The organism is Micromonospora sp. CA-249363 (assembly GCF_050950185.1).
In the GTDB taxonomy this organism is placed as follows: Bacteria; Actinomycetota; Actinomycetes; order Mycobacteriales; family Micromonosporaceae; genus Micromonospora.
The window spans coordinates 2,121,234-2,146,014 of the sequence record NZ_CP192020.1; the positions used below are offsets into that span (position 1 = coordinate 2,121,234).

Consider the following 24,781-nt stretch of genomic DNA (forward strand, 5'->3'; position numbering starts at 1 on the left):
GCCGGGCGACCGCTGCGCCCCCGGTGGCTCGCCGCCACCGGGGGCGCGGTCGGTCAGCCGGCGGGACGCAGCACGCGCCCCGGTCCGGCGGCGTTGTCCGCGGCGGCCTGGGTGCGTTGCGCGCCGGTGACGCAGACGTCGTCGCCGATGAACGCCTCGCGCCAGACGTAGCCGGCGATACAGGTGTGCGGCCCGTACGGCCCACTCACCCAACGGGTCGACGCGGCGGCGTTGTCCGCGAGCACCTGTGCCCGGGTCGTACCGGTGACGCAGACGTAGTCGGACTGGTCGGCGTCCCGCCAGACGTACCCGCTGACGCAGGTGTTCGGGCCGGACACCAGCCGGGCCGGGTTGCGCCGGGACGCGGCGGCGGAGTTGTCGGCCGCGGCCTGGGTGCGCTGCGCGCCGGTGACACAGACATCGTCTCCGGCGTACGCCTCACGCCAGACGTAGCCGGCGACGCAGGTGTGCGGGCCGTACGGGCCGTTCACCCAGCGGCTCGCCGCGGCGGCGTTGTCCGCCCAGACCTGGCTGCGGGTGGCGCCCGTGACGCAGACCAGGTCACCGGCGCGGGCCTCCCGCCAGACGTACCCCTGCAGGCAGCGGTTGACCACGTCGGTGGTCACCGTCACCGACGCAGCGTTGCCGGAGAGCCAGTTGACGCCGATCTGCACGCCGTTGGCGTTGAGCGACTGCGCCGGACCGCCGCCCGGGCCCGTGCGCAGCAGGGTCGGGGTGCCGTCGCGGACCTCGTGCAGCAGGACCGTGTCGGCCGGGATCGCGGCGCTCCAGCCGGTCTTACGGCGGAACTCGACGGTGTAGTAGTGGAACAGGTCGGCCGGGTCGAAGGGGATCCGGACGAGCTGCGGGCCGCTCGCGGCGGGAACCTCCAGCGGAGCCAGCGTGAGGCTACGCGAGCCGACACCGTCGGCGCCCATGGTGAAGATCCGGTTCTTCGGCAGCCAGCCCAACTCGTCGCGGTGCGGCCCGTTGAGCCCGACGGCGCTGGTGCCGTAGTTCGCGGTGCCGAAGGCGTAGATGTGCATCGCGCTCATCTCGTCCCACGGGTCGTCGTACTCGCCCGGCTGCGACCACGGCGCGTTCTGGTACGTGGTGTCGTTGGAGAACGAGTGGCCCAGGTTGTAGCCGTGCAGCATCTCGTGCGCGGCGAAGCCGACGTTCCAGGCGCCCGGGTCGAGCAGCACCCGCCCGCCCGCCGCGCCCGAGTCCACCCAGTCGTTGAGCATGACCGCGATCCGGTTGCCGGCGGGTACCGGGTAGCCGGCGGCCGCCGCCGTTTCCACGCAGCGCTGGGTGCGGGTCCACCTGTCGATCGACTGGAACTGCGCCAGGGTGTACGGCATCGTGTACCAGCCCCGCACCACCGAGCCGGCCAACGACACCCGCCCGCCGGACTGGTCGGCGAGGTAGTCCGCCACCCCGCCGGTGCCGACCCCGGCCGAGGTGAGGAAGTTGGCGAAGTGCGACGGCGGTTGTGGCTCGGCCGGTTTGTCGCTGAACTTGCACAGCAGCACCGACCACGCGGTCGCGTTGCGGATCGGGCTCGCCGCCGCCGGGGCGGCCGGCAACGCCACCGCGCCCAGCACCGCGCAGGCCAACGCCACCGCCGACGCGGTGACCCGATGGAGGATTCTCGACTTCACGCGGACGCTCCCATCCTCGGCCCGTCCGACACGGGCTCTGCGGTCCACATCGGAGCACCCGCCGTAATCGGACGGACGCGTTCAGTCGCCTTGGCGACGGGCCGGAATCCGACTGCGCTGTCCGGTGCCTTGTCGGGGGCCGGCGCTAGGCTCGCCGGCGTGGTGCACCAACTCGATCGGGCCCAGGCACGGCGGATCGCCGTCCGTGCCCAACTCCTGGCCGCTCCGCGTCCGACCGACCTGCTGACGGTGGTGCGACAGCTGACCCTGGTGCAGATCGACCCGACGGCCGCCGTCGCGCCAAGCGCCGACCTGGTCTGTTGGAGCCGGCTCGGCTCGTCGTACCGGCCGGAGCACCTGCGGCAGGCGCTCGAGGAGGACCGGACGCTCTTCGAGCACAAGGCGATGGTGCGACCGATGGACGATCTCGGGCTCTTCCTCGCGGCGATGGCCCAGTGGCCCGATCACGAGCGCCACCGCGAGTGGCTGCGGGCCAACGAATCGTTCCGGCGGGACGTGCTCGACCTGCTGGGCCGTACCGGTCCACTGCTCTCCCGCGACATCCCGGACACCTGCGCGGCGCCCTGGCCCTCGTCCGGCTGGACCAACAACCGCAACGTCACCCAGATGCTGGAGTTCCTGGTCCTGCGCGGCGAGATCGCGGTCGCCGGCCGACAGGGCCGGCAGCGCCGGTGGGACGTGGCCGAGCGGGTCTACCCGGCCGGCGTACCCGTCGTGCCGCTGGAGCAGGCGCGCCGACTGCGCGACGAGCGGCGGCTACGCGCCCTGGGTATCGCGCGGGAGAGGGCGACTGCCGTCCCGGGTGAGCCGGCGGAGGTCGGCGACGCCGGTGAGCCGGCGGTCATCGAGGGCGTCCCGGGCGTCTGGCGGGTGGACCCGGAGGCGCTCGGCCAGCCCTTCGCGGGGCGTACGGCGCTGTTGTCGCCCTTCGACCGGCTGGTGCACGACCGGGTCCGTCTCGCCGACCTCTTCGAGTACGAGTACGTGCTGGAGATGTACAAGCCGAAGGCCAGCCGGCGGTGGGGCTACTTCGCGTTGCCGATCCTGCACGACGATCGGCTGGTGGGAAAGGTGGACGCGACGGCCGACCGCCGGCGCGGCACCCTCACCGTGCACGCCGTCCACGAGGACGTGCCCTTCACCCCGGCGGTGACCGGCGCGGTGCGCGACGAGCTGCACGACCTCGCGTCCTGGCTCTCCCTGGCCGTCGAGGGTCTGCGCTGACGGGTGCTCGCCGGGGCCCCCGCGCCCCGACGAGCACCCGACGGGTGCCTACGCGATGCGGCGGACCCGGCGCACCGCGAGATAGAGCAGGAGCACGGCGAGGGCGACGAAGATGCCCGTCTCGATGGTCTGGAACAGCCAGAACCGGTCCGCCGGCTGGTAGAGCTGCCAGTTGTACGCGCCCGGATCGAGGCCCAGCTCGGCGCCGCAGGCCCGCCCGTCCGGGCCCTTGCCGCCCGGCGGGCACTGGATGCGGGTGTCCTCCGCGATCATCGTCCCGTCGGGGTTCCGGACACCCTGGGTGAGGATCCAGTCTCCCCGGCTGACCTCCGGCGGTCCCTCCATCTCGATCGGGAAGGTCTGGGTCCTGGCCGGCTGGTAGTGCGGCCGGGCCAGGATCTCCACCGCTGCCCGGACGCCGATGAACCCGGCGAGGGTGATGCCCATGGCGGGCAGCATCCGCTTCCAGACGGTGCCGGCGAAGACGCCGAGCGCCACGGCGAAGAGCGTGTAACCGATCGGAACGATGCCCTGGAGGTCGAAGACGATCATGCCGAGCCGGCCCTCGTACGCGGCTTTCGTGAGCGGGTCCACCCACCAGGACATGCCCAGCCCGTACGCCGTCGCGAGGGCCAGGACGCCCGCTCCCACCAGCCCGAACTTCACCAGCGCCCAGCGGGTCCGGCCGACACCCTGGGTCCACACGAACCGGTGGGTGCCCTGCTCCACCTCGCGGGCGACCAGCGGCGCCCCCCAGAACAGGCCGACCAGCGCCGGGAGCGTGATCAGCAGTACGGCGACCAGGTTGAGGCTGCCGTACCGGTTGCCGAAGCGGTGGAAGCTCGCGTCGCAGGTCTCCCGGGTCGTCGCCGCCACGTTCGCGTCGGCGAGCTGCCGCACGCAGTCGGCCAGCCCGAGCTCGGCGAAGGTGTTCCGCATCGACAGGCCGATCGGGACCAGCAGAGCGGCCAGCGCCGCGAAACCCAGCAGGGTGTAGAGCGCCTGCTTGCGGTGTTGTCGCCAGGTCAGCCAGATCATGCCGCCACCCCCCACTCGCTGTGACTGGTCCGGGTGGTGCCGTCGGCCAGGTAGGCCAGGACGACGTCCTCCAGGCTGACGTCGCGGACCGTCCACGCGGGATCGGTGATCGGTCCGTCGGTGCGGACCAGCAACGTGGACTGCCGATCGGTGTGGCTGGCCCGGACCAGATGGGCGACCCCGCCGATCGCGCCGCCGTCGTGGCGTGGCCCGACGAGCTGCCGGTGCGCCGCTACCAGGTCGTCGACCGCGCCGGTGAGCTGCACCTGGGCCGCGTTGAGCACGATCAGGTAGTCGCAGACCCGCTCCAGGTCGGCCAGCAGGTGCGAGGAGAGCAGAACGGTGGTGCCCGAGTCCGCGACGCTGCCCATCAGCGACTGGAGGAACTCCCGGCGGGCGAGGGGATCGAGGCTGGCCACCGGCTCGTCGAGCAGCAGCAGCCGGGGTTGCTTGGCCAGTGCGAGAGCGAGTGCCACCTGGGCGCGTTGCCCGCCGGAGAGCTTGCCGACCGGCCGGTCCGGTGGAATGCCGAGCTGCGCCAGCCGGGTACGGGCCAGTTCCGCGTCCCAGCGCCGGTTCAGCTTGCCGCCCGCGGTGACCAGCTCGGCGGCGGTGAAGTCCCGGTACAGCGGTGTGTCCTGGGCGACGAACCCGATGTCGGCCAGCCCTTCCGTGTCGCCGTACGGCGCCCTGCCGAACACCCGTACCGAACCCGCGTCGGGCTTGTGCAGGCCGACCGCGAGGTGCAGCAGCGTGCTCTTGCCCGCGCCGTTGGGCCCGACCAGCGCGGCGATCCGGCCGGCCGGAAGGTGCAGCGAACAGTCCCGCAGCGCCCACGTTCTGCCGTACCGCTTGCCCAGCCGGTCGGCCTCCAAGACCATCTCCATCCTCTGTCCTCTCGTACCGCTCACGCGGGTTCCTTCTGTGGGGTGTCGTCGGTGAGGGTGGCGCGCAGCGTGGTCTCCACCAGGGCGACGACGTCCTCGGCCGTGAGGCCGGCGGCCCGCGCGCGCTGCAACCACGCCACGAGGTCGTCACGGAGCTCGGCCTGGTTGGGCAGGGACGCGCCGGCCAGGGTGCGCTGGACGAACGTGCCCACCCCGGGTCGGCCGCCGACCAGACCCTCGATCTCCAACTCCCGGTACGCCTTCAGCACCGTGTTCGGGTTGATCGCCAGTGACTGGGCGACGTCCCGAACCTTCGGCAGCTGATCGCCGGGTGCGAGCAGACCGACCCGCAGCGCCTGCTTCACCTGCTGCACGAGCTGCATGTAGGTGTTCACCTTCGACCGGCTGTCCAGCACGAACTCGATCACTCGTGATGATCCTTCCTGTTGTCCTACGACAGTAGGACTAATAGACAGCTTGGTCGGACGGGGTGGCACCTGTCAAGCGCGAGGCGACCGTGGCACCCCCGGGCCACGGACTGGCACCGACGGGTCAGCCGCCCGGGAAGGGAACTGGCACGCGATCCGTACCCGGACGGGGAGGTGCTCGATGGTCACCAACGAACTCAGGGCGACGACGGCGACGCCGCTGCAGATCGCCCGCGCCCGGGGCCGGGTACGCGGCCGGCTGATCCTGCTCGGCCCGGCGTTCGTCGCCGCCGTGGCGTACGTCGACCCGGGCAACTTCGCCACCAACTCGGCGGCCGGCGCCCGCTACGGGTACCTGCTGGTCTGGGTCGTGGTGGTGGCCAACCTGATGGCCATGCTGGTGCAGACACTCACCGCCAAGCTGGGCCTGGCCACCGGCCGCAGCCTGCCCGAGCTGTGCCGCGAGCGCCTGCCCCGCCCGCTCAACCGGATGATGTGGGTGCAGGCCGAGCTGGTCGCGATGGCCACCGACCTGGCCGAGGTCATCGGGGGAGCGGTCGCCCTCTACCTTCTCTTCGGAATCCCGCTGCTGCCCGGCGGGCTGATCATCGGCGCTGCCGCGTTCGTCGTGCTCGCCCTGCGCTCGCGCGGGTTCCGCGCCTTCGAGATCGCCGTCGCCGTGCTGCTGGGCGTCATCGTCCTGGCCTTCGCGGCCAACCTGCTCGCCGCCGGCTCCGACCCGGGCTCGGCCATGGCGGGTCTGGTGCCCCGGCTCCAAGGCACCGACAGTGTCCTGCTGGCCGCCGGCATCCTCGGGGCGACGGTCATGCCGCACGTCATCTACGTGCACTCCGCGCTGACCCGCGACCGCATCCCCGCGACCGACGACGCCGAGCGCCGTACCCTCTTCCGGGGCCAACGCACCGACGTGCTGCTCGCCCTCACGGCGGCCGGCGCCGTCAACCTCGCCATGCTGCTGATCGCGGCGGCCAGCTTCCGGGGCGGCGGCCCGGTGGGCGCCGACAGCCTGGAGGGGGTGCACGCCGGCCTGGGCGAGAGCATCGGCACGGCCGCCGCCTTCGGGTTCGCCGTCGCCCTGCTGGTCTCCGGGCTCGCCTCCACGAGCGTCGGCACCTACGCCGGTGAGGTGATCATGCAGGGCTTCCTGCGCCGCCGGGTGCCACTGCTGCTGCGCCGGCTGGTCACGTTGGTGCCCGCCGTGGCCGTGCTCGCCATCGGCCTCGACCCCACTCGCGCCCTCGTGCTGTCACAGGTCATCCTGAGCTTCGGCATCCCGTTCGCGCTGATCCCGGTGGTCGCCTTCACCCGTCGCCGTGACCTCATGGGCAACCTCGTCAACCACCCGCTGACCACGGCCGCCGCGTCCGGGGTAGCCATCCTGGTCGTCGCGCTCAACGCCTTCCTGCTGTGGCAGGTCGTCACCGGCTGACCGGCGCGATCAGGTGCGGCGGCCCTCGTCGCGGGCGGGGATCTCCTGACGCTGCTCCAGGGCGTCCGCCGGGTTGGCGTCGGCCGGCAGGGAGGTCACCTCCTCCAGGGTGCCCGGTGGCAGCGCGCCCTGTTCGGCAAGGTCGGCCTCGGAGGCCTCCGGGTCCACGTCGCCGGAGACCCGGTCCGGCGGTCCCACGTCGAACGCGTCCTGCCGCTGCTCGGCGGCGTCCGCCTCGGGGGGAGGAATCGGTTCGCCCTGTTCATCCCGGTATGTGCTCATCGAAGCCTCCTGCCCGGCGGATGTCGACATGACGCCGGGCCGTTGCCTACCCGCCGCAGTCGTCCTCACGCGTGGTGCCACCACCCGTCGCACGGGGCGGCCGGCGTGGCGTACGGACGCGGATGCGTCGGGTCCGCGCGGTTGGTCGCCGTCCCTGGCTCCGATCGGCCAGGATGGGCGGGACGGCCGGGCCACCGGCCGCGACGAGGAGGCGGACGATGCGGGTACGCGGGTGGGTGACCCGGGGGCGGCGCGTCCGCACGACAGCGGTGGCGGCTCTCCTCGCGGGCACGGCGTCGATGGCCGGGGCCGTACCGGCGGCTCCGGCGGCGGGTGCGGCGAGGGCGGCGACGGCGGCCGAGCCGGTGTGCGAGATCCGCGACAAGCGGCTGAACGAGCTGTCCGGGATGGTCGCCACCGACGACGGGTACGTGGTGGTCAACGACGGCGCCGACGACGAGGCCCGCCGGCGGATCTTCTTCCTCGACAAGAATTGCGCGGTGGCGCGGACCGTCAGTTACCCCTCCCGGCCCCGCGACACCGAGGACGTGGCCATCGGCCGGGACGGCACCATCTGGGTGGCCGACATCGGCGACAACGACCGCAACCGCGAGACGATCGCGCTGTGGCGACTCGCGCCGAGCGCGGACGAGCCGGTGCTGTACCGGATGACGTATCCGGACAATCCACACGACGCGGAGGCGCTGCTGGTCGACGCCGACGGCCGACCCCTGGTCATCACCAAGGGTGGCAGCGGCGCGGTCGTCCTCTACCGGCCGACCACCGCGCTGAAGGCCGGCGCAACGACGCCGTTGGCAACCGTCGGCAAGGTGGTTCTGCCGCCCACCACGACCAGCAATCCGTTCTCGTTCGTCGGCCGGAGCGTCGTCACCGGCGCGGCGAGCGCTCCGGACGGCCGCCGGGTGGCGCTGCGCAGCTACGCCGACGCGTTCGAGTACGACGTGACCGGCGGCGACGTGGTCGCGGCGCTGACGTCAGGCACCCCACGGATCACGCCGTTGCCCGACGAGCCGCAGGGCGAGTCGATCACCTACAGCCGCGACGGCCGTTCGCTGCTCACTGTCTCGGAGTCGGCCGACCAGCCGGCCGGCAGCCGTCCGACGATCCTGCGGTATCCCGCGACGGCGGCCCCTGCCGGTCATCCCGCCGAGTCCACCACGGCGGTTCCGCCGTCGGCCGCCGCCAGCCCGGCGGCGCAGGCTGCCGGTATCGGTGGGGCTCAGGTGTGGTCGCTGGCGGCCGGCGCCGGGACGCTGCTGGCGCTGCTCGCCGTGGCCGGACTGCTGTGGCGGCGGCACACCGACCGACGCTGACTCGATGATCGATGCGGGAAGTCGGCGCGCGACGTATCACCGACACGGTCCGGGCTCGGGGACGGCGCTCGACCCTCGCGCCGTCAAGATCGTGCTCGATCCTGGATGTAGTGGCATCCCCGCCGCCCGACACCACTACAACAAGGATCCAGCGCGATCTTGAAGGGTCAGCTACCGGCGGCGCTGACCGGTGACGGCGTCGGGCGGGTGCCGCGAGACGAGCCGGGACGACCGGCCTGGTGCGGGAGGATGGGTGGATGTCCGTGCTGTCCGCGCTGCGCCACCCGATCGTCGCCGCCCCGATGGCCGGCGGCCCGTCCACGCCGGACCTCGTGTCGGCCGTCTCCGCTGTCGGCGGACTCGGGTTCCTGGCCGCCGGCATGACCGACACCGGACGGCTGGTCGCCGACATCGCCGCGGTGCGCGCCCGTACCGACCGGCCGTTCGGGGTCAACGTCTTCCTACCCGGTGACGGGCGGGTCGACGAGGCCGCCGTCTCGGCGTACGCGCGACGGCTCGCCCCGCAGGCCGAGCAGTTCGGGGTGATGCTCGGCGATCCGGTGGGCGGGGACGACGCGTACCCCGAGAAGCTGGCCGCCCTTCTCGCGGACCCGGTGCCGGTCGTGTCCTTCGCGTTCGGACTGCCTGATCGGGCCGCGGTGACGGCGTTGCGGGAGCGGGGTACCGAGGTGTGGGCCACGGTCACCCGACCGGACGCCGCCGGCGCCGCCGCCGACCTGGGCGTCGACGCCATCATCGTGCAGGGCACCGAGGCCGGCGGGCACCGCGGCGGCATGCCGGACGACGACGACTACGCGCTGCTGCCGCTGCTCCGGCTGGCCGCCGGATGTGACCGACCGCTGGTGGCGGCCGGCGGGATCGCCGACGGTCCCGCTCTGGCGGCGGCGCTGGCCGCCGGGGCGGTCGCGGCGCAGGTCGGTACGGCGTTCCTGCGCTGCCCGGAGGCGGGCAGCTCGCCGTTGCACCGCGCGGCGGTGGCCGGCGTCGCGCCGACCGCGTTGACGCGGGCGTACACCGGCAAGCGGGCCCGTGGCGTGGTCAACGACTTTCTGCGGACGCACGACGCGCAGGCGCCGGTCGGCTACCCGCAGGTGCTGCACCTGACCCGTCCGCTGCTCGCCGCCGCCCGGCGCGACGGCGATGCCTCGGTGGCGAACCTGTGGGCGGGGCAGGCGCATCCACTCGCCCGGGACGTGCCGGCGGCCGAACTGGTCGCCCAGCTGAGCGCTGCCGCCCTGGTGGCGCTGAGGGCGGCCGCCGAGCGGGCGGGCCGCTGGGGCTGAGCCGGCCTCCGGGCCGAGAGCCTGCTGGCCAACCGTTAGAGTCTCGCCGTGATTGAGATCGGCGCGCACGTCGACCTGTCCCACCCGTCCGACCGGGTCTGGCTCGCACTGACGGATCGGGAGCTGCTCGGCCGCTGGTTCGCCGAGGCGGACATGGTGGAGGGTGTACCGGACCGGCTGCTGCTGCACACGGCCGACCTGCCCGGCTTCGACGCCGACGTCGAGGTCGAGGTGACCGAGCGGCGGGTGCCGAAGCTGCTGGCGTTGCGCTGCGACGAGGCCGGCCGGCTCACCGAGCTGACCTGCGACCTCACCGCCACCAGAGAGGGCAGCCGGCTGACCCTGCGGGAGGTGCCGACCCACGGCGCCTGGCCGGACGAGCAGCGCGACGCCCGCGAACAGCAGTTGCGGCAGGCGCTCACCGTGCGCCTGCCGGCCATTCTGGACTGGCTCGCGTTCCAGCAGGTCGACCTGAGCCGCGGCGAGGCCGGGCTGACCACCGAACTCCCGGTGATCGCGGCGACCGGCCCGGTCCCGCGTCGTCGGCGCACGGTCGTCGTCGGCCTCGTCGGCGCGCTGCTGGCGGCGGGGGCGGTGGCGTGGCTGACGCTGCCGGACGGGTCGCGCCCGGTGGCCGCGCCCACCTCGTCGCCGACAGCGACGCCACCGCAGCCGAGCGCCGTGGCGGCGGCACCGACCACGCAACCCAGGGCCACGCCGTCCGCGCGCCCGTCGCGGACAACCACACCCACGAGCGGTACCCGCCCGACGCGTACCCCGTCGGCGAAGCCGTCGCCCACGCCCACTCCCACCGGGCCTCCGCCCCCGCCCCCGCTGGTGGCGCGCTACGACACCGACTCCAGCCGGCTGTTCGGCTACACGGGGGAGGTGGTGGTCGACAACCCGGGGCCCGCTCCCGTCGAGCAGTGGGTCCTGGTGGTGACCCTGGCCGAGGGAAGCAGCGTTGACGACGTCGAAGGGGCGGACTGGTCCCGGGACGGGCAGGTGCTCACCTTCACCGGCGCGGCCGTGCCGGCCGGCGGGTCGCGGACGATCCGTTTCGACGTCCGCGACAGCCGACCCAAGGCCCGGGAGCCGGAGGGGTGCACGGTGGGCGGCAACCCGTGCGAGGGGTTCTGACTAGGCTCCTGACGTATGGCACTGCTGCACCGGGCGACCCTGCGCCCCACGAAGCTCGAACTGCTGACGACGTGGCTGCCCGACCGACCCTGGTACCGGGGGCCGGCCGGCGTGGAGGTGGTGAGCCGGGGGGCGTACCGCTTCGACGACCCGGACGGCGAGGTCGGCGTGGAGACGATCCTGGTCGCCGCCGCCGACGGGCCGGTCCACCAGGTCCCGTTGACCTACCGCGCCGCGCCGCTCGACGACGCCGACGAGTGGCTGGTCGGCACGACGGAGCACTCGGCGCTCGGCCGCCGCTGGGTGTACGACGCCTGCGCCGACCCGGTGTACGCGGCGGCGCTGACCCACGCCGTCCTCAGTGGCGTGGGTCAGGCCGAGCAGTACTTCGAGGTCGACGGTCGACGTGAGGTGCGACCGCCGACGGTGACGATCGACGTCGACGGTGGCGGCGGGGACGTACCGGAGGTCGGCGTCGTCCGGCGGGTCGTCGACGAGGACGACACCGTCATCGTCACCGACACGGTGGAGTTGGTCGTCGTCCGCCGACCGGTCGCCGAGGCGAGCGACGCCCGCGGCGCCATCCTGCGCGGTTCCTGGGACGGGCAGCCGACGACCGTGCCGCTGGCCTACGTCCGCACGCGTTAGACGGCGGTGGGCGGCCCGGTCGACCGGGCCGCCCACCGCGTTCACCACTGTGCCGGAGGCGGTGGCGGTGAGACCGGCGGCCGGTCGTCGCAGGTGATCGTGTTGGGCAGAAGCCACGGGGCGAGCCAGCCGCCGTCGTTGCCGCCCAGGTCGGTGAGCGTGAACTCCGAGCCGGCCGGGGTGAAGTGGAACGACCCGCAGTTGTTGACGCCGACCGCGCCCACGTTGCGGGCGTCCACGTTGGCGAACGAGGCCGACCCGGCCGTACGGGCGCTGACCACCGACGTGCCGGTGCCGTCGACGCGGATGTCGCGGAAGCGCACGTTGGTGATCGAGTAGAGGTCCTTCACCGGCCAGTCGCTGACCAGCATGATCGCGTTGTAGGTGCTGTCCAGGTACGCGTCGCCGGTCACCTCGACGTTCGCGTCGATGCTGCGGTCCAGCGCGAACATCCAGATGGCGCCGAGCCCGATGTTCCAGTTCAGGTCGTAGGTGCCGGCGCGGGCCGTGGTGTTGCCGGTGAACCGCAGGTACCCGGCGAACGGCTCCGCGCCGAAGCGGGCGCCGGCGTGCAGGCCGCTGCCCTCGCGGACCGGGTCGGCGACGAGGTTGTTCGAGACGGTCGTGTCGGTGCCGCCGTAGATGGCGATGCCGTTGGCGAGCGTCGGCGACTGCACCGTGTTGTGGTCGAAGGTGTTGCGGGCGTTGGACGTCTTCTCCGACCACATCGCCAGGCCGTCGTCGCCGGTGTTGCGGACGAAGGTGTGCGCGACGAGGGAGTCGGTCACGCCGGTGTGGAAGTTGAGCGCGTCGGCGATCTGGTCGACGACGATGGTGTTGGTGACCCGGACGTTGCGCATCGGCCCGTCGAACCAGAGGCCCGCCTTCGTGTGCCGCAGGTGCAGCCCGTCGATGGTGGAGTCGCTCATCGCGCCGCCGATCGCGTTGACCTGGTCGGTGTCGATGCGCTCCCGCACGTCGCCCTCGATGGCGAAGCCGGACAGGTGCACGTTGCGGCTGCCACCGTCGGCGGCGTCGCGGCCGTAGAACCCGACGCCGGTGTGCACCGAGCCGTCCGGCGCCGGGGTCGGCAGGGCGACCTCGCGGCCCTTGATGATGGTGTGCCAGTTACCGGCGCCCTCGATCGTCACGTCGTCGACGATGATGTGCCGGTTGACCTGGTAGGTGCCCGGCGGGATGTACACCTTCAGGTGCGCGCGCCGGGCGAAGGCGATGGCCCTGTCGATCGCGTCGGCGGAGTCCCGTCGACCGGTGGGGTCGGCCCCGAACGCGAGGACGTTCGCCGCGAGCAGCCGTACGCGTGGCGGCGCGACCAGTTCGGAGTCGAGCAGGTCGATGACCGTCCAGGCGGCGGCCGTGCCGGCCGGAGCGGTGAGCCGTACCTTGTCGCCGGCCCGATAGGTGCGCCCGAGCAGCAGTCGCTGCTCGTCGTAGAAGTGGGTGGGCCGGAACGGCTTGTCGATGCTCGGAAACGGCGTGGTGGCCGACGGCACGCACTGGCACTCGGTGATCCACCAGTCCGGGTGCAGCAGGCCGGCCTGCGGGTCGTTGGTGAACGGGTACTGGTTGTAGAGCCACGAGTACTGCGAGGTCAACGTCATGGTGCGGACGTGCTTGCCGTTGACGGCGACCGTCAGCGGCGCGGTGATCCCACCGCCGGCGGGCGCGTCCGGGATGCTGTACCGCACGGTGATGCCGTTCGCGGCGCTGGGCAGGACGAACTCGACGTACTCGCCCGGGGTGAGTCGGACGGCGCGACGGCCGGACGCCTCGGAGGGCAGGGTGTAGGCGGACCGGTCCGGGCCGATGATCTCGCCGTTGGTGCGGGCGTTCTCGGCCTCCTGTTCGACGAAGTCGACGTCGGCTCCGCGCCCGGCGACAAGGGCCGGGTCGAGCGCCGCCCGGGTGACGACCGGCTGCGTGCCGGTCGACCCGGCCGGGCCGGCGGCGGCCACGGTGGGTCCGGCGACCAGCACGGCGAGGCCGGTCGCGAGCGCGACGGCGGTGGCGACCGGGCGGCGGCCCGGGCGTCCGCGCGTCGGCAGGGTGCTGCGAGACATCGGTGACCCTCCTGGGTGGGTGGTGGTGGAGGTCCGCCCGGCGCCCCCGACGCCCGACATTGAGCGTCATGATGCAGCACCCCGCAGTCTCCTGCAAGACATCAATCAGGGAACGAAAAGAGACGACTGCAAAGCCGCAAGAATTGGACGAAAGGACGGCGGGGGTGTCGCGCCTCGTCTGCGCCCCCCTGAGCCGGTGCGGGCGTACGCTGGCCCGCGTGGAGCACGAAGATCGGATCGCCCTCTTCCTCGACTACGAGAACCTGGCGCTGGGGGCCCGCGACCACCGTGGCGGCGCGGCCTTCGACTTCCGGCCGATCGCCGACGCGTTGGCCGAGCGCGGACGGGTCGTGGTGCGCCGGGCGTACGCCGACTGGTCGTACTTCGACGAGGATCGCCGGATGCTCACCCGGTCCCACGTGGAGCTGATCGAGATCCCCCAGCGGATGGGCGCGTCCCGTAAGAACGCCGCCGACATCAAGATGGCCGTCGACGCGATCGAGCTGGCCTTCGAACGCGACTACATCTCCACCTTCGTCATCTGTAGCGGCGACAGCGACTTCACGCCGCTCGTCCACAAGCTCCGCGAACTCAACAAGCGGGTCATCGGCGTCGGGGTGGAGGGCTCCACGTCGGCGTTGCTGCCACCGGCCTGCGACGAGTTCCTGTACTACGACCGGCTGGAGGGCGTGGACATCCCGCCCGTACGCGCCCGGCACGCTCGCCCGGCCCGGCAGACCGGCCCCGAACAGCGGCCGACCGAGCCAGAGCAGCAGCGGGAGCCCGAGGAGCAGCCGGCGGGGGAGGAGCCCGGCCGGGACGTGGACACGCTCGCCGTGCAGGTCGCCCAGACGGTGGCCGGGTTGCAGGGCAGCGCGAGCGGCGAGGTGACCGCCTCCCGACTCAAGCGCACCCTGCTGCGCAAGGACCCGACCTTCAGCGAGTCCGACTACGGCTTCCGTACCTTCGGCGAGCTGCTGCGCCACCTCGCCGAGCAGAACGTGGTCGACCTGGCCGAGGGGCCCGCCAAGGGCGACCCCGAGGTGTCCCTGCCCGAACACGGCGACCGGGAGGTGGCGTTCGGCCTGCTCCGGGGCGTGGTGGGCGACCTGGGCAGCGCCGGCAACCCGGTGGCCCTCTCCGGCCTGAAGAACCAGCTCCGCCGGGTCCGGCCCGACTTCAGCGAGAAGAAGCTCGGCTACCGCAGCTTCCTGCAGTTCTGCAAGGCAGCCGCCACCAGCGGCGCGGTCGACCTGCGGTGGAGCCCGGAGGCGGACGACTACCTGCTCACCACCTCGTCCTGACCGCATCGACCGCCGTCGAGCGGAACTGTCGGGACTGCCCATAGGGTGGACGGCAGGGCTGCCCCGAGGGCGAGGTGAGGGTCGTCATGCCGGGACGTGGGGAATGGACACTCGTCGGCCGCGACGTCGAGCTGAAGACCATCGAGGACGTCGTGGCGGCACGGGTGCCCGGCCTGGTGCTGGTGGGCGAGGCGGGCGTGGGCAAGACGCGGTTGCTGCGCGAGGCGTTGGGGCGCGCCGCTGACAGCGGTGTGGAGTGCCACTGGGTGTCGGCGACCGGCGCGGCCCGCTCGATCCCGTTCGGGGCGGTCTCGCACCTCATCCCCGCGCCGACCCGGCCGCACGCCGACCCGATGGGGCTGGTCGTCACGGTGGAGCGCGACTTCGCCCGGCGCAGCGCCGGACGCACGGTCATGATCGGCATCGACGACGCGCACCTGCTCGACGAACCGTCCGCCGGGCTGCTGCACCAGCTCGCCGTGCACGGTCTGGCGGTGGCGGTGGCGACGGTCCGCGCGGGCGAACCACTCTCCGACGCCCTCACCTCACTGTGGACGGGCTCCGGCCGGCGACTGGAGGTGCGTCCGCTGCCGTCCACCGCCGTGGACCACCTGCTCGACGAGGCCGCGCCGGGTCCGCTCGACGCGCTCAGCCGCCGCCGGCTGCGGCAGCTCGCCGACGGCAACCCGCTGCTGCTGCGGGAACTGCTCGCCGACGCGATGGAGACCGGCGGCCTGCACGAGGTGCGAGGCGTCTGGCGCTGGCGCGGCACCGCGTCCGGCAGCCCTCGGCTGGCCGAGCTGGTCAGCGCTCGGCTGCGCGCCCTCGAACCGGCGGCCCGGCAGGTGCTGGAGGTGGTCGCCTGCGGCGAACCACTCTCCCTGGCCCTGCTGGAACGGTTCGTCGACCCGGCCGCCATCGAGGCCGCCGAGCGCAGCGGCATGGTGGTCGCGGAGCGCTCCGGCGCGCGTACGGCCCTGCGGATGGCCCATCCGCTCTACGGCGAGGCGCTGCGCGCCAGCATGCCCGCCAGCCGTTCCCGGACGGTGTTCGGGCAACTCGCCGACGTGCTGGCGAGCATGCCGCTGCGCCGCCGCGACGACGCGCTGGTCGCCGGTGTGTGGCAACTGCGCTCCGGCAGCGTCCGGCATCCGGGTATCGCGCTCGCCGCCGCCCGCCAGGCGATCGACCGGTTCGACATCGACCTGGCCGAGCGGCTGGCCCGCACGGCGTACGACGTCGGGCAGGGCTGGGAGGCGCAGTGGCTGCTGGCCCGGGTGTTGCAGTACCAGGCGCGCAGCCAGGAGGCGTTCGACATGCTCCCGCCGGCCCCGCCCGCGGGCAGCAAGCGGCTCGCCATCTGGGCGATCACCCGTGCCGGGCTGCTCTACTGGGGTCTGGACCGGATCGACGAGGCGCACGAGACGCTGCGGATGGTGCCGGAGGGCTCGCCCGGCCACGACCTGGCCGAGGCCACCCGGTCCTGGGTGCTGTTCTACGACGGCCGGTGCGAGGCGGCGTTGGCGGTCGGCCAGGCCGTGCTCGCCCGCTCCGACACCGGCGTACGCGCGGCAAGCTGGGCGACCATGGGCGCGGCCTCGGCGGCGGGCATGCTCGGCCGGCTCGGGCTCGCGGCCGAGCTGGCGCGGCGGGGCCGGGCGGTGCTCGCCGCCGCGCCCGAGCACCTGCCGTGGAACGAGGCTCAGGTCGGGCTGGGGCTCTGCTACGCCCGGTACGCCGCCGGCGAGCTCGCCGAGGCCGTCGAGCTGGCCGACGAGGGCTACCGCGCGGCGGTCGCCAGCGACGCGCGGGGGATGGTCGCCGTGTGGGCCGGGTTCCGCGGGATCATCGGCAAGGCGCAGGGGCAGCTCGACTCCGCCGAGGCCGACCTGCGCGAGGCCATCGCCCTGGTCGAGGAGAACGACCAGTACCACCTGGTACGGACGTACTGGGCCGAGCTGGCGGGCGTGCGGGCCCTCGCCGGCGACCTGCCCGGCGCGCGGCGCTGGCTGGCCGCCGCGGACGCCCGCGAGCGCACCGCCAACCGGATCTTCCACGCCTGGGTGGAGCTGAACCGCGCCTGGGTGCAGGTCGCCGAGGGGGACCTCACCGCGGCGATCCGTACCGCCCGGCACGCGGCCGACCTCGCCCGCGGCAGCGAGCAGCCCACCATCGAGGCGGTGGCGCTGTACGAGTGCGCGCGCCTCGGTGCCCCGGAGCCGGTCCGGGAACGGCTGCGCGCCCTCGCCGACCAGCTCGGCGGGTTGACGTCGACCCTCGCCGGGGCGGCCGACGGTCTGCTCCACGACGACGGGCCGGCCCTGGAGGCAGCCGCGGACGACTTCGTCGCCCGGGGGCACACCCTGCTCGCCGCCGAGGCGGTCGGCGTCGCCGCCCGGGCATACGCCCGACGGGGTCGACCTCGACTGGCGGTGGCGCAGCGGGCCGCGACGCTGGCCGAGGCCTGTCGGGGCGTGCGCACACCGCTGCTCGCCGCGACCGCCCCGGGCGTCGAGCAGGCGACGCTGACCCGCCGCGAACGGGACGTCGCGCTGCTCGCGGTCGCCCTGTCCAGCCGCAGCATCGCCGACCGGCTCGGGTTGTCGGTCAACACCGTCAACAACAACCTGGCCCGGGTCTTCACGAAACTCGGCGTCCGTAACCGCCGCGAGCTGGCCGTCGTGCTCGGCCACGAGGCGTCCGGGCGTACGGGAGAGGGTCACCGCGAGCGATCCCCGCTCGACAGTAGGTAAGGCCGACTGATCTACCGGGTTACCGCGCGCCTCCCTACCGTGCGGTAACAACCTACCGGTGCACTCAGTCCCTGGAGGACGGCAATGAGCCAGTTGGATCCAAGCGGACCACCAGGACCACGACCCACCAGGTCGTTCCAGAACATTTTCTTCGCCGCCGGGATGGCGCTGGCGGTGGCCACGCTCACCGCCGTGGCCGCCCCGACTGCCGGGGGCGCCGCACCCACCCCGGCGAGCGCCGCCCCCGCCGCCGAGTCGTACGACGCGGCGCCCTGCACCCGCGAGTTGGAGGGTACGACCTGGCTGCTCGACCCGTGCGTCAAGCCGGGCGGGAAGCTCCCGGCGGAGGTCGAGGCGCGGCTCGCGCAGATCCGTACCCAGAACCGGGCGGCAGCCGACGACTGCCCGACCCCGACCGGTTCGGCATCGGCCTCGACGTCGGCCTCGCCGACCCGGCAGACCCGGCCGCCGGTGACGGCTGAGGCGGTCGCCCAGCGTGCCCCCGCCGCGACCGCGACCGCACCCACCTCCCCGGCCTCGCCCAGCGGTTCGCCCACGTCGTCGCCCAGCGGTTCGCCGTGCCCCTCGGGGAGCACGTCGCCCTCGGGCAGCGCGTCGCCGTCGGGTAGCTCCTCTCCGTCGGGCAGTGCGTCTCCGTCGGGTAGCTCCTCGCCCTCGGGGAGCGCGTCGCCGTCGGGTAGCTCGTCCCCGTCGGGCAGCGCATCCCCGTCGGGCAGTTCCTCCCCGTCCGGCAGCGCATCGCCCTCGGGTAGCTCCTCACCGTCGGGTAGCGCGTCTCCGTCGGGCAGTTCCTCCCCGTCCGGCAGCGCGTCGCCGTCCGGTAGTTCCTCACCGTCGAGCAGCGCCTCACCCAGCGGCTCGTCGTCGCCCAGCAACCCGACCGACCCGACCGACGGGCCGCCCTGGCCCACCGGCGGCCCGGGGTCGCCGCCACCCCCGCCGCCGACCGGCTGCCCGCAGGTCAACGGCAACCCCACCCTCGTGGACGCCAACAAGGACCGCATCCGCTGCCGCGAGGTGCAGACCGTCGAGGACGACACCGTGCTGACCGTCACGGGCGACTCGATCAGCTCGTCGCACCACCAGTTCGGCTTCGGGATCATGGGACCCGGCTGCCCGAACACCTCATTCGACGACCGCATGATGCCCGGCAACAACGGGGTCTACAGCTACGCCCGGCGCTACTTCGACATGAACGGCAGCATCGTCGACTACGACAACTACGCCCGGACCGGGTACGGCACCGGTGACATCATCGCCGGCCGGGCCGGCCCCGACGCCTGCGGCAACGCGTGGGCCCGGGTCGCCAGTCCGCTCGGTCTCGCCACGGCCCGCATCGCCAAGGCGAAGAGCGACAAGCACGACGCGTACCACGTCACGACCGGCGGCGTGAACAACACCAACTGGACGACGGTGCTGTCCCGGCTGGCGCAGTGCCGGGCCTACGAGTTCGCGGCGGAGACCCTGGACCCGTACGGCCTGATCCGCTTCGAGTGGGCGGCCGTCGGTGGCAAGGGCGGGATCATCACCAACGGCGGCGGCTGCAACTTCTGGATCGACCTGCCGGTGGGTGAGGACTACTACATCAACGTGCAGGTGCCCCGCTACGACGGTCCGAGCCAGTACGCGGGTGTCACCGCCGACGCCACCTTCATCGTCAACTCCCTGTTGGCGGCGGGCGCCGACAAGGTGGTGTGGATGCTCTACTACGACATCACCCCGGCCAACATCGACATCGGGCAGTACGCCTGGATGCAGCTCAAGGCGTACCTGCCGGCGGCCCTGCTGTCCTACATACCGCCGCAGCCGGTGTCGATGCTGTCGCCGCTGATCGACCCACTCTGGGTGGGCACCGTGCGGGGCGTGATCAGCGACCTCAACTGGGCCATCCAGATGGGCGTCCCGTTCGACCCGGCCGTACGGGTGGCGTTCCCGCCGCCGTTCACTCCGGGTGACATCCAGATCACTGCGGAGGGTGGGTCGCCGCACCCCAGCCCTTCTGGGCAGGACAAGTTGGCCAGCACCCTGGCGGGCGTGTTGAGCGGTATGTGACGAGGGCCTGATCCACGGCTCAGGACGGGGAGGAGTCGCCGATGCGGTTCCTCCCCGTCGCCCACACAGGTGGAAGTGCGCCCGGATTGCGACCCTTGCCCCTGTACGTGCTCACCTGCGCCGTACCCCCGGCGCGAAAATTGCTATACGGTCGGCGAATGAAGGTGGAGGAACACTGGTGGAACGGTGACACGACCCCGCGCGGGCGCCGGGACGTGTACATCCGTACTGACGGGCAGGGTTGGGAGGTCCGCGCCCAGATCGGTGGGGCGTCGGGCCGTGAGCGGGTGCAGCAGTGCCCCAGCCGGGCCTCGGCGACCATCCTCGCCGACGCCTGGCGCGGTACGCACCCGTCCTGGCGCGAGCTGAAGCAGCGCTGATCCGGCACCGGGTCGGGCCGGCGACGCTTCTGGCTCCAGCCTGACGCGCTCGCCGGTCCGACCCGATGCTCGACTCGCCGTCGCCGGTACCGCCCGCCAAAGTGCGTCCGTCCGGTTTCCCGCGCCTCGAGCCTGCGTAGTCCTTGATCACTTGATGTTCACCAGTTCGGCGAGGACTTCTTGGAGCTGGTGAACATCAAGTGATCAAGCCCGGCCGCCGGGTCCCATGGGCGCATTCCCCGCCGTAGGTCGGGTACACGGAGGCGGTCCGCGCCCGATGGAGGTCGCCATGTCGCAGGACCCCGCTGAGGAGAATCCCCGGCTCGACGAGGAACTCCGAGAAGCCGAGCGCCTGCTCGCCAACCTCGCCGCTCCATCGGAAGACGCGATGACCGACGAGGACGCCCGCGTGCCGGACGACGATCCCACCGAGCAGTCCCCCGACTAGCACTGCAACCCCGGGTCACCGGCAACGGCGTACGTGCGGGTGGTGTTTCGGCGATTCTGGCCAAGACCACACCACCGGTTATCACCTTTCCGCCAAAGTCGCGCAGTGCCTCGTCCTCGACGGCAGGACCCGCGAAGTCGTCTTTGACGATCGTGGCGTATGAGCGCTACCCATCAGACGTGATCACGGCTGTGTCGAATGCTTTACTCAGCGCCTCGGCCGACCTTGCGTAGTCCATTTGGTAATGCACCGGGATGTCATGAAATGACCTTCGGGATCACGGCTGCCGAAAATCGACGCTACGCTTTATCAATCCTTCCCGGCCGGAGGGTCAACTTGTCCTTGACAACGGAGGCCGTGAATTGAACAAGATCAATGAATGGGGCGTCACTGCCGCACCTCGATCAAGCAGACGAGCTCGTGCCGTTGTTGCCATTGCCGCAGTGGCGACGATCATCATCTCCGGTACGACAAATGGAGTGGCCGCGGCAAGCCCTGACCAAGAGGCTCGGATGGAAGGCAGTGTTGCGGGGGCTGCCTTCCTGACGCCCGAGACCCTTCGTGTCATGCGGCAGCAGGAGGCACTTCAGCCCGCGATCGAGCTCCTGCAGTCCGAGGTCGACAAGTCGGCGTCATCGGGTTACATGAGCATGGGTTTCGAGGGCGACGGCGTCGCACTGTACTGGAAGGGGGGGCTCACCCCGGGCATGCGGCGGGCGGTGGAGGCGGCTCAACCCGTCGGCGCGGTCACGGTCCGCCCCGCCAAGCACTCCCTTGTGGAGTTGGAGGCGGCCGCCGCCAGGATTGATGCCGCAATCAACCCCGCGAACGGTGGTGACATACAGGAAATCGTCATCCGTTCGGATGGCAGCGGACTCGATGTCGTGAAGATGCCGCCAGCCGTCGCCGAGAAGGTGAAGGCGAAAGCTGCCGCAAAGGGCGCTCGGGCTCAACTCGCCACCGAGCGTCAGCTGTCCGACCTCGACGTCGGTGTGCCGCTGCTGGTCAGCACTGCTGACTCAACCATCGAAAACTTCGCGTGTAGCGGCGCCTGCAAGCGCAGGGATGACACGTCGGCCTGGAACGGTGGCACGTACCTCATATTCAGGAACACCCCGACGGGTAATAAGCACTGCACCTCCGGTTTCGGTGTCCAGAAGGGTGGCCAAACCTACGTCCTCACTGCCGCCCATTGCGGCACGAATGAGATCGCCTACGACTATGTCGGCGAGCGGGTCGGCGGGATCTACCAGGAAAACTGGGACAAGGACATCATGCTCCTCAACGCCCGCGGCAGCCGGTTGATCTTCGACGGCAGCGCGACCACCAGCACCACCAAGGTGGTCAACAGCTACGGGAACCAGGTGACGAATGAGTTGCTGTGCCAGTCGGGTTCCACCAGCGGGACCATCTGTGGCCTGAAGAGCCAGTCGGGCAGTTACACGGTCAACGCCTGCGACTCGGACGGTGACTGCTACAACATGCACAGCATGTCCAAGACCGTCCAGGTCGATGGGCGAGCCGGCGGAGCCCCGGGTGACAGCGGGGCGCCGTTGTTCTCGCTCAACGGCAGTGGTGTCCGCGCCAAGGGAATCCTCAGTGGGAGTCCGTCAGGAAATGCGAACACCATCTTCTACCAGGACTGGAACACGATTGGCGCTGATCTCGGCGCCTACCCGGTGACCTGATCGCCATGTTGGGCTGACAGGCCAGCGCGGGCAGTGTGGGCAGTGTGGGGCCGCCGAGCTTCTCGGCGGCCCCACCTTGCCGAACGGCGGAGAGTGGATGAGCGCCACCACGTCGGTACGCGTCACCGATGGACTGACGGATGCTGTCTGTTTACCTGGGGCGGGGGCCACGGCGTCTAAGGGGTGTGGGAGAGACAGATGGCAGGTCGTGACCGCGAAGATGACTTCGCAACGTTTGTGAGCACCTACTCGCCGGGTCTTCTGAGGTCGGCGTGGATGCTCACCGGCGACGACGGTCGCGCCGAGGATCTGCTCCAGAGCAGCCTGTCCAAGGCATGGCGACGCTGGAGTCAGGTCACGAACGCGAGTAGTCCCGAGGCGTACGTCCGACGGATTCTGTACACCACGTACGTGTCGTGGTGGCGTCGGAGGTGGCATGGCGAACTGCCGAGCGCCAGGCTCCCTGAGCAGGTGTACGAGGCCGACCTGACGACACTGATTTCCAGGCGGGAGGCAGTGCGGGCCGCATTGGGGAGACTGACCCGACAGCAGCGAGCCATCGTGACGCTGCGGTACCTGGAGGATCTGTCCGTCGCCGAGACAGCAGCCATCCTCAACTGCTCAGTGGGCACGGTCAAAGTGCAATCGGCTCGTGCGATGGCCGCTCTCCGCAGGGACCCGCGACTCAGTACGTACAGCCCGACCGGAGTTGACTCGTGAACGAAGACAGACTGCGACACCTGCTTACGGACGTAGCACCGGACCTTGCGCCGCCACCTGACCGGATCGCTTCGGTCCGGCGCCGAGCCGCGCACCATCGGGCCTGGGTGGTCGCTGGTGCCACGGCCGCGGTGGCCGCCGTGTCGCTGATCGCCGGCATCCCCGCACTCCGCAGCCTCGGAACGGCCCCTTCTGTGTCGAGCGACATGCCGGCCGGCACGGTTGGTCCGACGACGCCGACGTCCGGTGCTCCCCTGACAACCGATGGTTGCCGCACCGGCCCGTCTGGCTCCGCGACCGACCCGGGGACTGAGGACGCGGGCACCGCCACCGAGGTGGCGCAGCGGATCGCGTCGTACGCCGAGGAGCATTTCGCCGACGTGTACGCGGACTCGGCGCTCCAGGACTCCGGGCCTCGGGTCCAGGTCTATCGCAAGTCATCGCCGGCCTTCGACTCGTGGATACGCGCGGCATTTTCCCACGATTGCGTCGAGGTGAGAGACGCTCCCTACTCGGCGAAGGAACTCGAGGACTGGTCGACTCGGGTGAGCGACGACTCCGCGTACTGGAGTCGACAGGGGGTCAGGCTGAACTCCGTCGGCACCGATCCGGTGAACGGCGTGGTACGGGTCGGCACGAACGATGTGAAGAAGGTGCGTGAACTGCTCATCGACCGCTACGGCAAGGAAGCGCCTCTTGTCGCGGTCGAGGGCGGGGGCCTGACCTGGTGAGGTCGTCCGGCCTCGCAACCATCGGGCGCTGTCTGGGGCCCAAGGGTCGGCGGCCTCAGGCGGCCGGGACCGGCAGCACCACGCCCTCGGCCGCCGACCGGTGCGCCAGCTCGATCAGCTCGACCGTGGCGGCCGAGTCGCGCGGGTCCACCGGCATCGGCGTACCGTCGCGCAGCGAGGCCGCCACCTGGGCGTAGAAGCTCTGATACGCGCCCGGCAGCGTCGGAGTCGGGCGCAGGTCACCGTCGACGCCGAGGAGGCCGTACCGCTCCGGCGGGACCTCGCCCCAGCCCGGCTGGTCCGGTCGGCCGCCGTCGTGCAGCGCGGCCTCCTGTACGTCCAGTCCGTAGGTCGTGTAGCCGGCGCGGTCGCCGAGCACCCGCAGCCGGGGGCCGAGCTGCGCGGTGATCGCTCCCATCCAGAGGTGCGAGCGCACGCCGTTGGTGTGGGTCAACGCCACGAAGGCGTCGTCGTCGACCTCGGCGCCGGCGCGGCGGCGGTCGACCTCGGCGTAGACCCGCTCAACCGTGCCGAAGAGCTGCACGGCCTGGTCGACGAGGTGCGCGCCCAGGTCGAACAGGGCGCCGCCGGCCTCATCCACCCCGGCGAGCTCCCGCCAACCCGGCTTGATCGTCGGGCGGAACCGCTCGAAGCGGGACTCGAACCGCAGCACCCGCCCCAGCTCACCGCTCTCCACGAGCGCGCGGGCGGTCAGGAAGTCGCCGTCCCAGCGGCGGTTCTGGAACACCGTCAGCGGCACGCCCCGCCGCTCAGCTTCCTCGACGAGCGCCCGGGCGTCGGCGGCGGTGGGCGCCAGGGGCTTGTCGACGACGACCGGCAGGCCGGCGGCGAGCGCCGCCCGCGCCATCGGCACGTGCTGCCGGTTCGGCGTCGCGACCACTACCAGGTCCAGAGCGTCGGGTGTACGCCACAACTCGTCGGCGTCGTCGACCAGGCGGGCGTCCGGGAAGTGCTGGTGGGCCTGCTCGCGCCGCTGGGGATCGCGCGTCACGATGGCGTCCAGCCGCAGCCCGGGCGTCGCGGCGATCAGCGGAGCGTGGAAGACCCGACCCGCCAGTCCGTACCCCAGCAGACCGACCCGCAGCGCCTCCGCCATGCCGTACCCCTTTCTCCTGGCCCGCGCCCGGTTCGGCGGCGGTGCCGGTGGTCGAATCTACGCCGC

General features: G+C 71.9%; 22 protein-coding genes. 14 read left to right on the top strand and 8 right to left on the bottom strand.

What is annotated here, in order from left to right:
• Positions 1-53: 53 nt before the first annotated feature.
• Positions 54-1,664, bottom strand: a complete 1,611-nt coding sequence (locus ACQPZK_RS09775) for a hypothetical protein (protein ID WP_433537982.1) — start codon at positions 1,662-1,664, stop codon at positions 54-56.
• A 159-nt stretch (positions 1,665-1,823) separates the two neighbouring features.
• Here ACQPZK_RS09775 and ACQPZK_RS09780 point away from each other — a divergent pair, with 159 nt between their 5' ends.
• A complete protein-coding gene (locus ACQPZK_RS09780; protein ID WP_433537983.1) occupies positions 1,824-2,909 on the top strand; it encodes a DNA glycosylase AlkZ-like family protein in 1,086 nt (361 codons plus the stop codon).
• Between the two features lie 48 nt (positions 2,910-2,957).
• On the opposite strand, the gene ACQPZK_RS09785 is transcribed toward ACQPZK_RS09780, so the two are convergent.
• The 3 genes from ACQPZK_RS09785 to ACQPZK_RS09795 are packed head-to-tail and all read right to left on the bottom strand — an operon-like array spanning position 2,958 to position 5,262.
• On the bottom strand, positions 2,958-3,947 hold the full coding sequence (locus ACQPZK_RS09785; RefSeq protein WP_433537984.1) for an ABC transporter permease: 990 nt from the start codon (positions 3,945-3,947) through the stop codon (positions 2,958-2,960).
• Positions 3,944-4,834: an ABC transporter ATP-binding protein gene (locus ACQPZK_RS09790; RefSeq protein ID WP_433537985.1), complete on the bottom strand. Its 891-nt coding sequence runs from the start codon at positions 4,832-4,834 to the stop codon at positions 3,944-3,946. The genes ACQPZK_RS09785 and ACQPZK_RS09790 overlap by 4 nt, the downstream gene beginning before the upstream one ends.
• Positions 4,835-4,854: 20 nt before the next feature.
• Positions 4,855-5,262, bottom strand: coding sequence for a GntR family transcriptional regulator (locus ACQPZK_RS09795; RefSeq protein ID WP_433537986.1), 408 nt, complete (start codon positions 5,260-5,262; stop codon positions 4,855-4,857).
• A gap of 181 nt (positions 5,263-5,443) precedes the next feature.
• On the opposite strand from ACQPZK_RS09795, the gene ACQPZK_RS09800 reads away from it, so the two are divergent.
• Positions 5,444-6,712: an Nramp family divalent metal transporter gene (locus tag ACQPZK_RS09800; protein WP_433537987.1), complete on the top strand. Its 1,269-nt coding sequence runs from the start codon at positions 5,444-5,446 to the stop codon at positions 6,710-6,712.
• Between the two features lie 9 nt (positions 6,713-6,721).
• Here ACQPZK_RS09800 and ACQPZK_RS09805 read toward each other — a convergent pair whose 3' ends face one another.
• Positions 6,722-6,994 (bottom strand): hypothetical protein, encoded by a 273-nt coding sequence (locus tag ACQPZK_RS09805; protein ID WP_433537988.1) that lies wholly within the window; start codon positions 6,992-6,994, stop codon positions 6,722-6,724.
• A 218-nt stretch (positions 6,995-7,212) separates the two neighbouring features.
• Between ACQPZK_RS09805 and ACQPZK_RS09810 the strand changes: the two genes are divergently transcribed.
• The 4 genes from ACQPZK_RS09810 (at position 7,213) to ACQPZK_RS09825 (ending at position 11,420) form a co-directional block, all read left to right on the top strand.
• On the top strand, positions 7,213-8,328 hold the full coding sequence (locus ACQPZK_RS09810; protein ID WP_433537989.1) for a hypothetical protein: 1,116 nt from the start codon (positions 7,213-7,215) through the stop codon (positions 8,326-8,328).
• Positions 8,329-8,585: 257 nt separating this feature from the next.
• Positions 8,586-9,632 (top strand): nitronate monooxygenase, encoded by a 1,047-nt coding sequence (locus ACQPZK_RS09815; protein WP_433537990.1) that lies wholly within the window; start codon positions 8,586-8,588, stop codon positions 9,630-9,632.
• 48 nt (positions 9,633-9,680) lie between these two features.
• Positions 9,681-10,772, top strand: coding sequence for an SRPBCC domain-containing protein (locus ACQPZK_RS09820; RefSeq protein ID WP_433537991.1), 1,092 nt, complete (start codon positions 9,681-9,683; stop codon positions 10,770-10,772).
• Positions 10,773-10,787: 15 nt separating this feature from the next.
• Positions 10,788-11,420 carry a CG0192-related protein gene (locus ACQPZK_RS09825; protein ID WP_433537992.1) on the top strand — a complete coding sequence of 211 codons (633 nt, stop codon included), beginning with the start codon at positions 10,788-10,790 and terminating at the stop codon, positions 11,418-11,420.
• A gap of 41 nt (positions 11,421-11,461) precedes the next feature.
• Here ACQPZK_RS09825 and ACQPZK_RS09830 read toward each other — a convergent pair whose 3' ends face one another.
• Positions 11,462-13,501 carry a glycosyl hydrolase family 28-related protein gene (locus tag ACQPZK_RS09830; RefSeq protein ID WP_433537993.1) on the bottom strand — a complete coding sequence of 680 codons (2,040 nt, stop codon included), beginning with the start codon at positions 13,499-13,501 and terminating at the stop codon, positions 11,462-11,464.
• A gap of 218 nt (positions 13,502-13,719) precedes the next feature.
• Here ACQPZK_RS09830 and ACQPZK_RS09835 point away from each other — a divergent pair, with 218 nt between their 5' ends.
• Together ACQPZK_RS09835 and ACQPZK_RS09840 are read left to right on the top strand one after the other, a co-directional pair.
• Entirely contained in the window at positions 13,720-14,805 is a 1,086-nt protein-coding gene (locus ACQPZK_RS09835) for an NYN domain-containing protein (protein ID WP_433537994.1), read from the top strand.
• A gap of 86 nt (positions 14,806-14,891) precedes the next feature.
• Positions 14,892-17,558 carry a LuxR C-terminal-related transcriptional regulator gene (locus ACQPZK_RS09840; protein ID WP_433537995.1) on the top strand — a complete coding sequence of 889 codons (2,667 nt, stop codon included), beginning with the start codon at positions 14,892-14,894 and terminating at the stop codon, positions 17,556-17,558.
• A gap of 11 nt (positions 17,559-17,569) precedes the next feature.
• Here ACQPZK_RS09840 and ACQPZK_RS09845 read toward each other — a convergent pair whose 3' ends face one another.
• Entirely contained in the window at positions 17,570-18,556 is a 987-nt protein-coding gene (locus tag ACQPZK_RS09845) for a hypothetical protein (RefSeq protein WP_433537996.1), read from the bottom strand.
• 4 nt (positions 18,557-18,560) lie between these two features.
• Between ACQPZK_RS09845 and ACQPZK_RS09850 the strand changes: the two genes are divergently transcribed.
• The 6 genes from ACQPZK_RS09850 to ACQPZK_RS09875 all read left to right on the top strand — a co-directional run bounded on the left by ACQPZK_RS09850 (position 18,561) and on the right by ACQPZK_RS09875 (position 23,598).
• The gene (locus tag ACQPZK_RS09850; protein WP_433537997.1) at positions 18,561-19,631 is read left to right on the top strand and encodes a hypothetical protein; all 1,071 of its coding nucleotides are present in this window, start codon (positions 18,561-18,563) and stop codon (positions 19,629-19,631) included.
• A gap of 158 nt (positions 19,632-19,789) precedes the next feature.
• A complete protein-coding gene (locus ACQPZK_RS09855) occupies positions 19,790-20,011 on the top strand; it encodes a hypothetical protein (protein ID WP_355050387.1) in 222 nt (73 codons plus the stop codon).
• 289 nt (positions 20,012-20,300) lie between these two features.
• Complete coding sequence (locus ACQPZK_RS09860) at positions 20,301-20,459, top strand: hypothetical protein (RefSeq protein ID WP_433537998.1); 159 nt, start codon at positions 20,301-20,303, stop codon at positions 20,457-20,459.
• A 362-nt stretch (positions 20,460-20,821) separates the two neighbouring features.
• A complete protein-coding gene (locus ACQPZK_RS09865; protein WP_433537999.1) occupies positions 20,822-22,147 on the top strand; it encodes a trypsin-like serine protease in 1,326 nt (441 codons plus the stop codon).
• Between the two features lie 198 nt (positions 22,148-22,345).
• Positions 22,346-22,867 carry a SigE family RNA polymerase sigma factor gene (locus ACQPZK_RS09870; protein ID WP_433538000.1) on the top strand — a complete coding sequence of 174 codons (522 nt, stop codon included), beginning with the start codon at positions 22,346-22,348 and terminating at the stop codon, positions 22,865-22,867.
• A gap of 140 nt (positions 22,868-23,007) precedes the next feature.
• The gene (locus tag ACQPZK_RS09875; protein ID WP_433538001.1) at positions 23,008-23,598 is read left to right on the top strand and encodes a hypothetical protein; all 591 of its coding nucleotides are present in this window, start codon (positions 23,008-23,010) and stop codon (positions 23,596-23,598) included.
• A gap of 55 nt (positions 23,599-23,653) precedes the next feature.
• Here ACQPZK_RS09875 and ACQPZK_RS09880 read toward each other — a convergent pair whose 3' ends face one another.
• Positions 23,654-24,715 carry a Gfo/Idh/MocA family protein gene (locus ACQPZK_RS09880; RefSeq protein WP_433538002.1) on the bottom strand — a complete coding sequence of 354 codons (1,062 nt, stop codon included), beginning with the start codon at positions 24,713-24,715 and terminating at the stop codon, positions 23,654-23,656.
• Between the last annotated feature and the right edge of the window lie 66 nt (positions 24,716-24,781).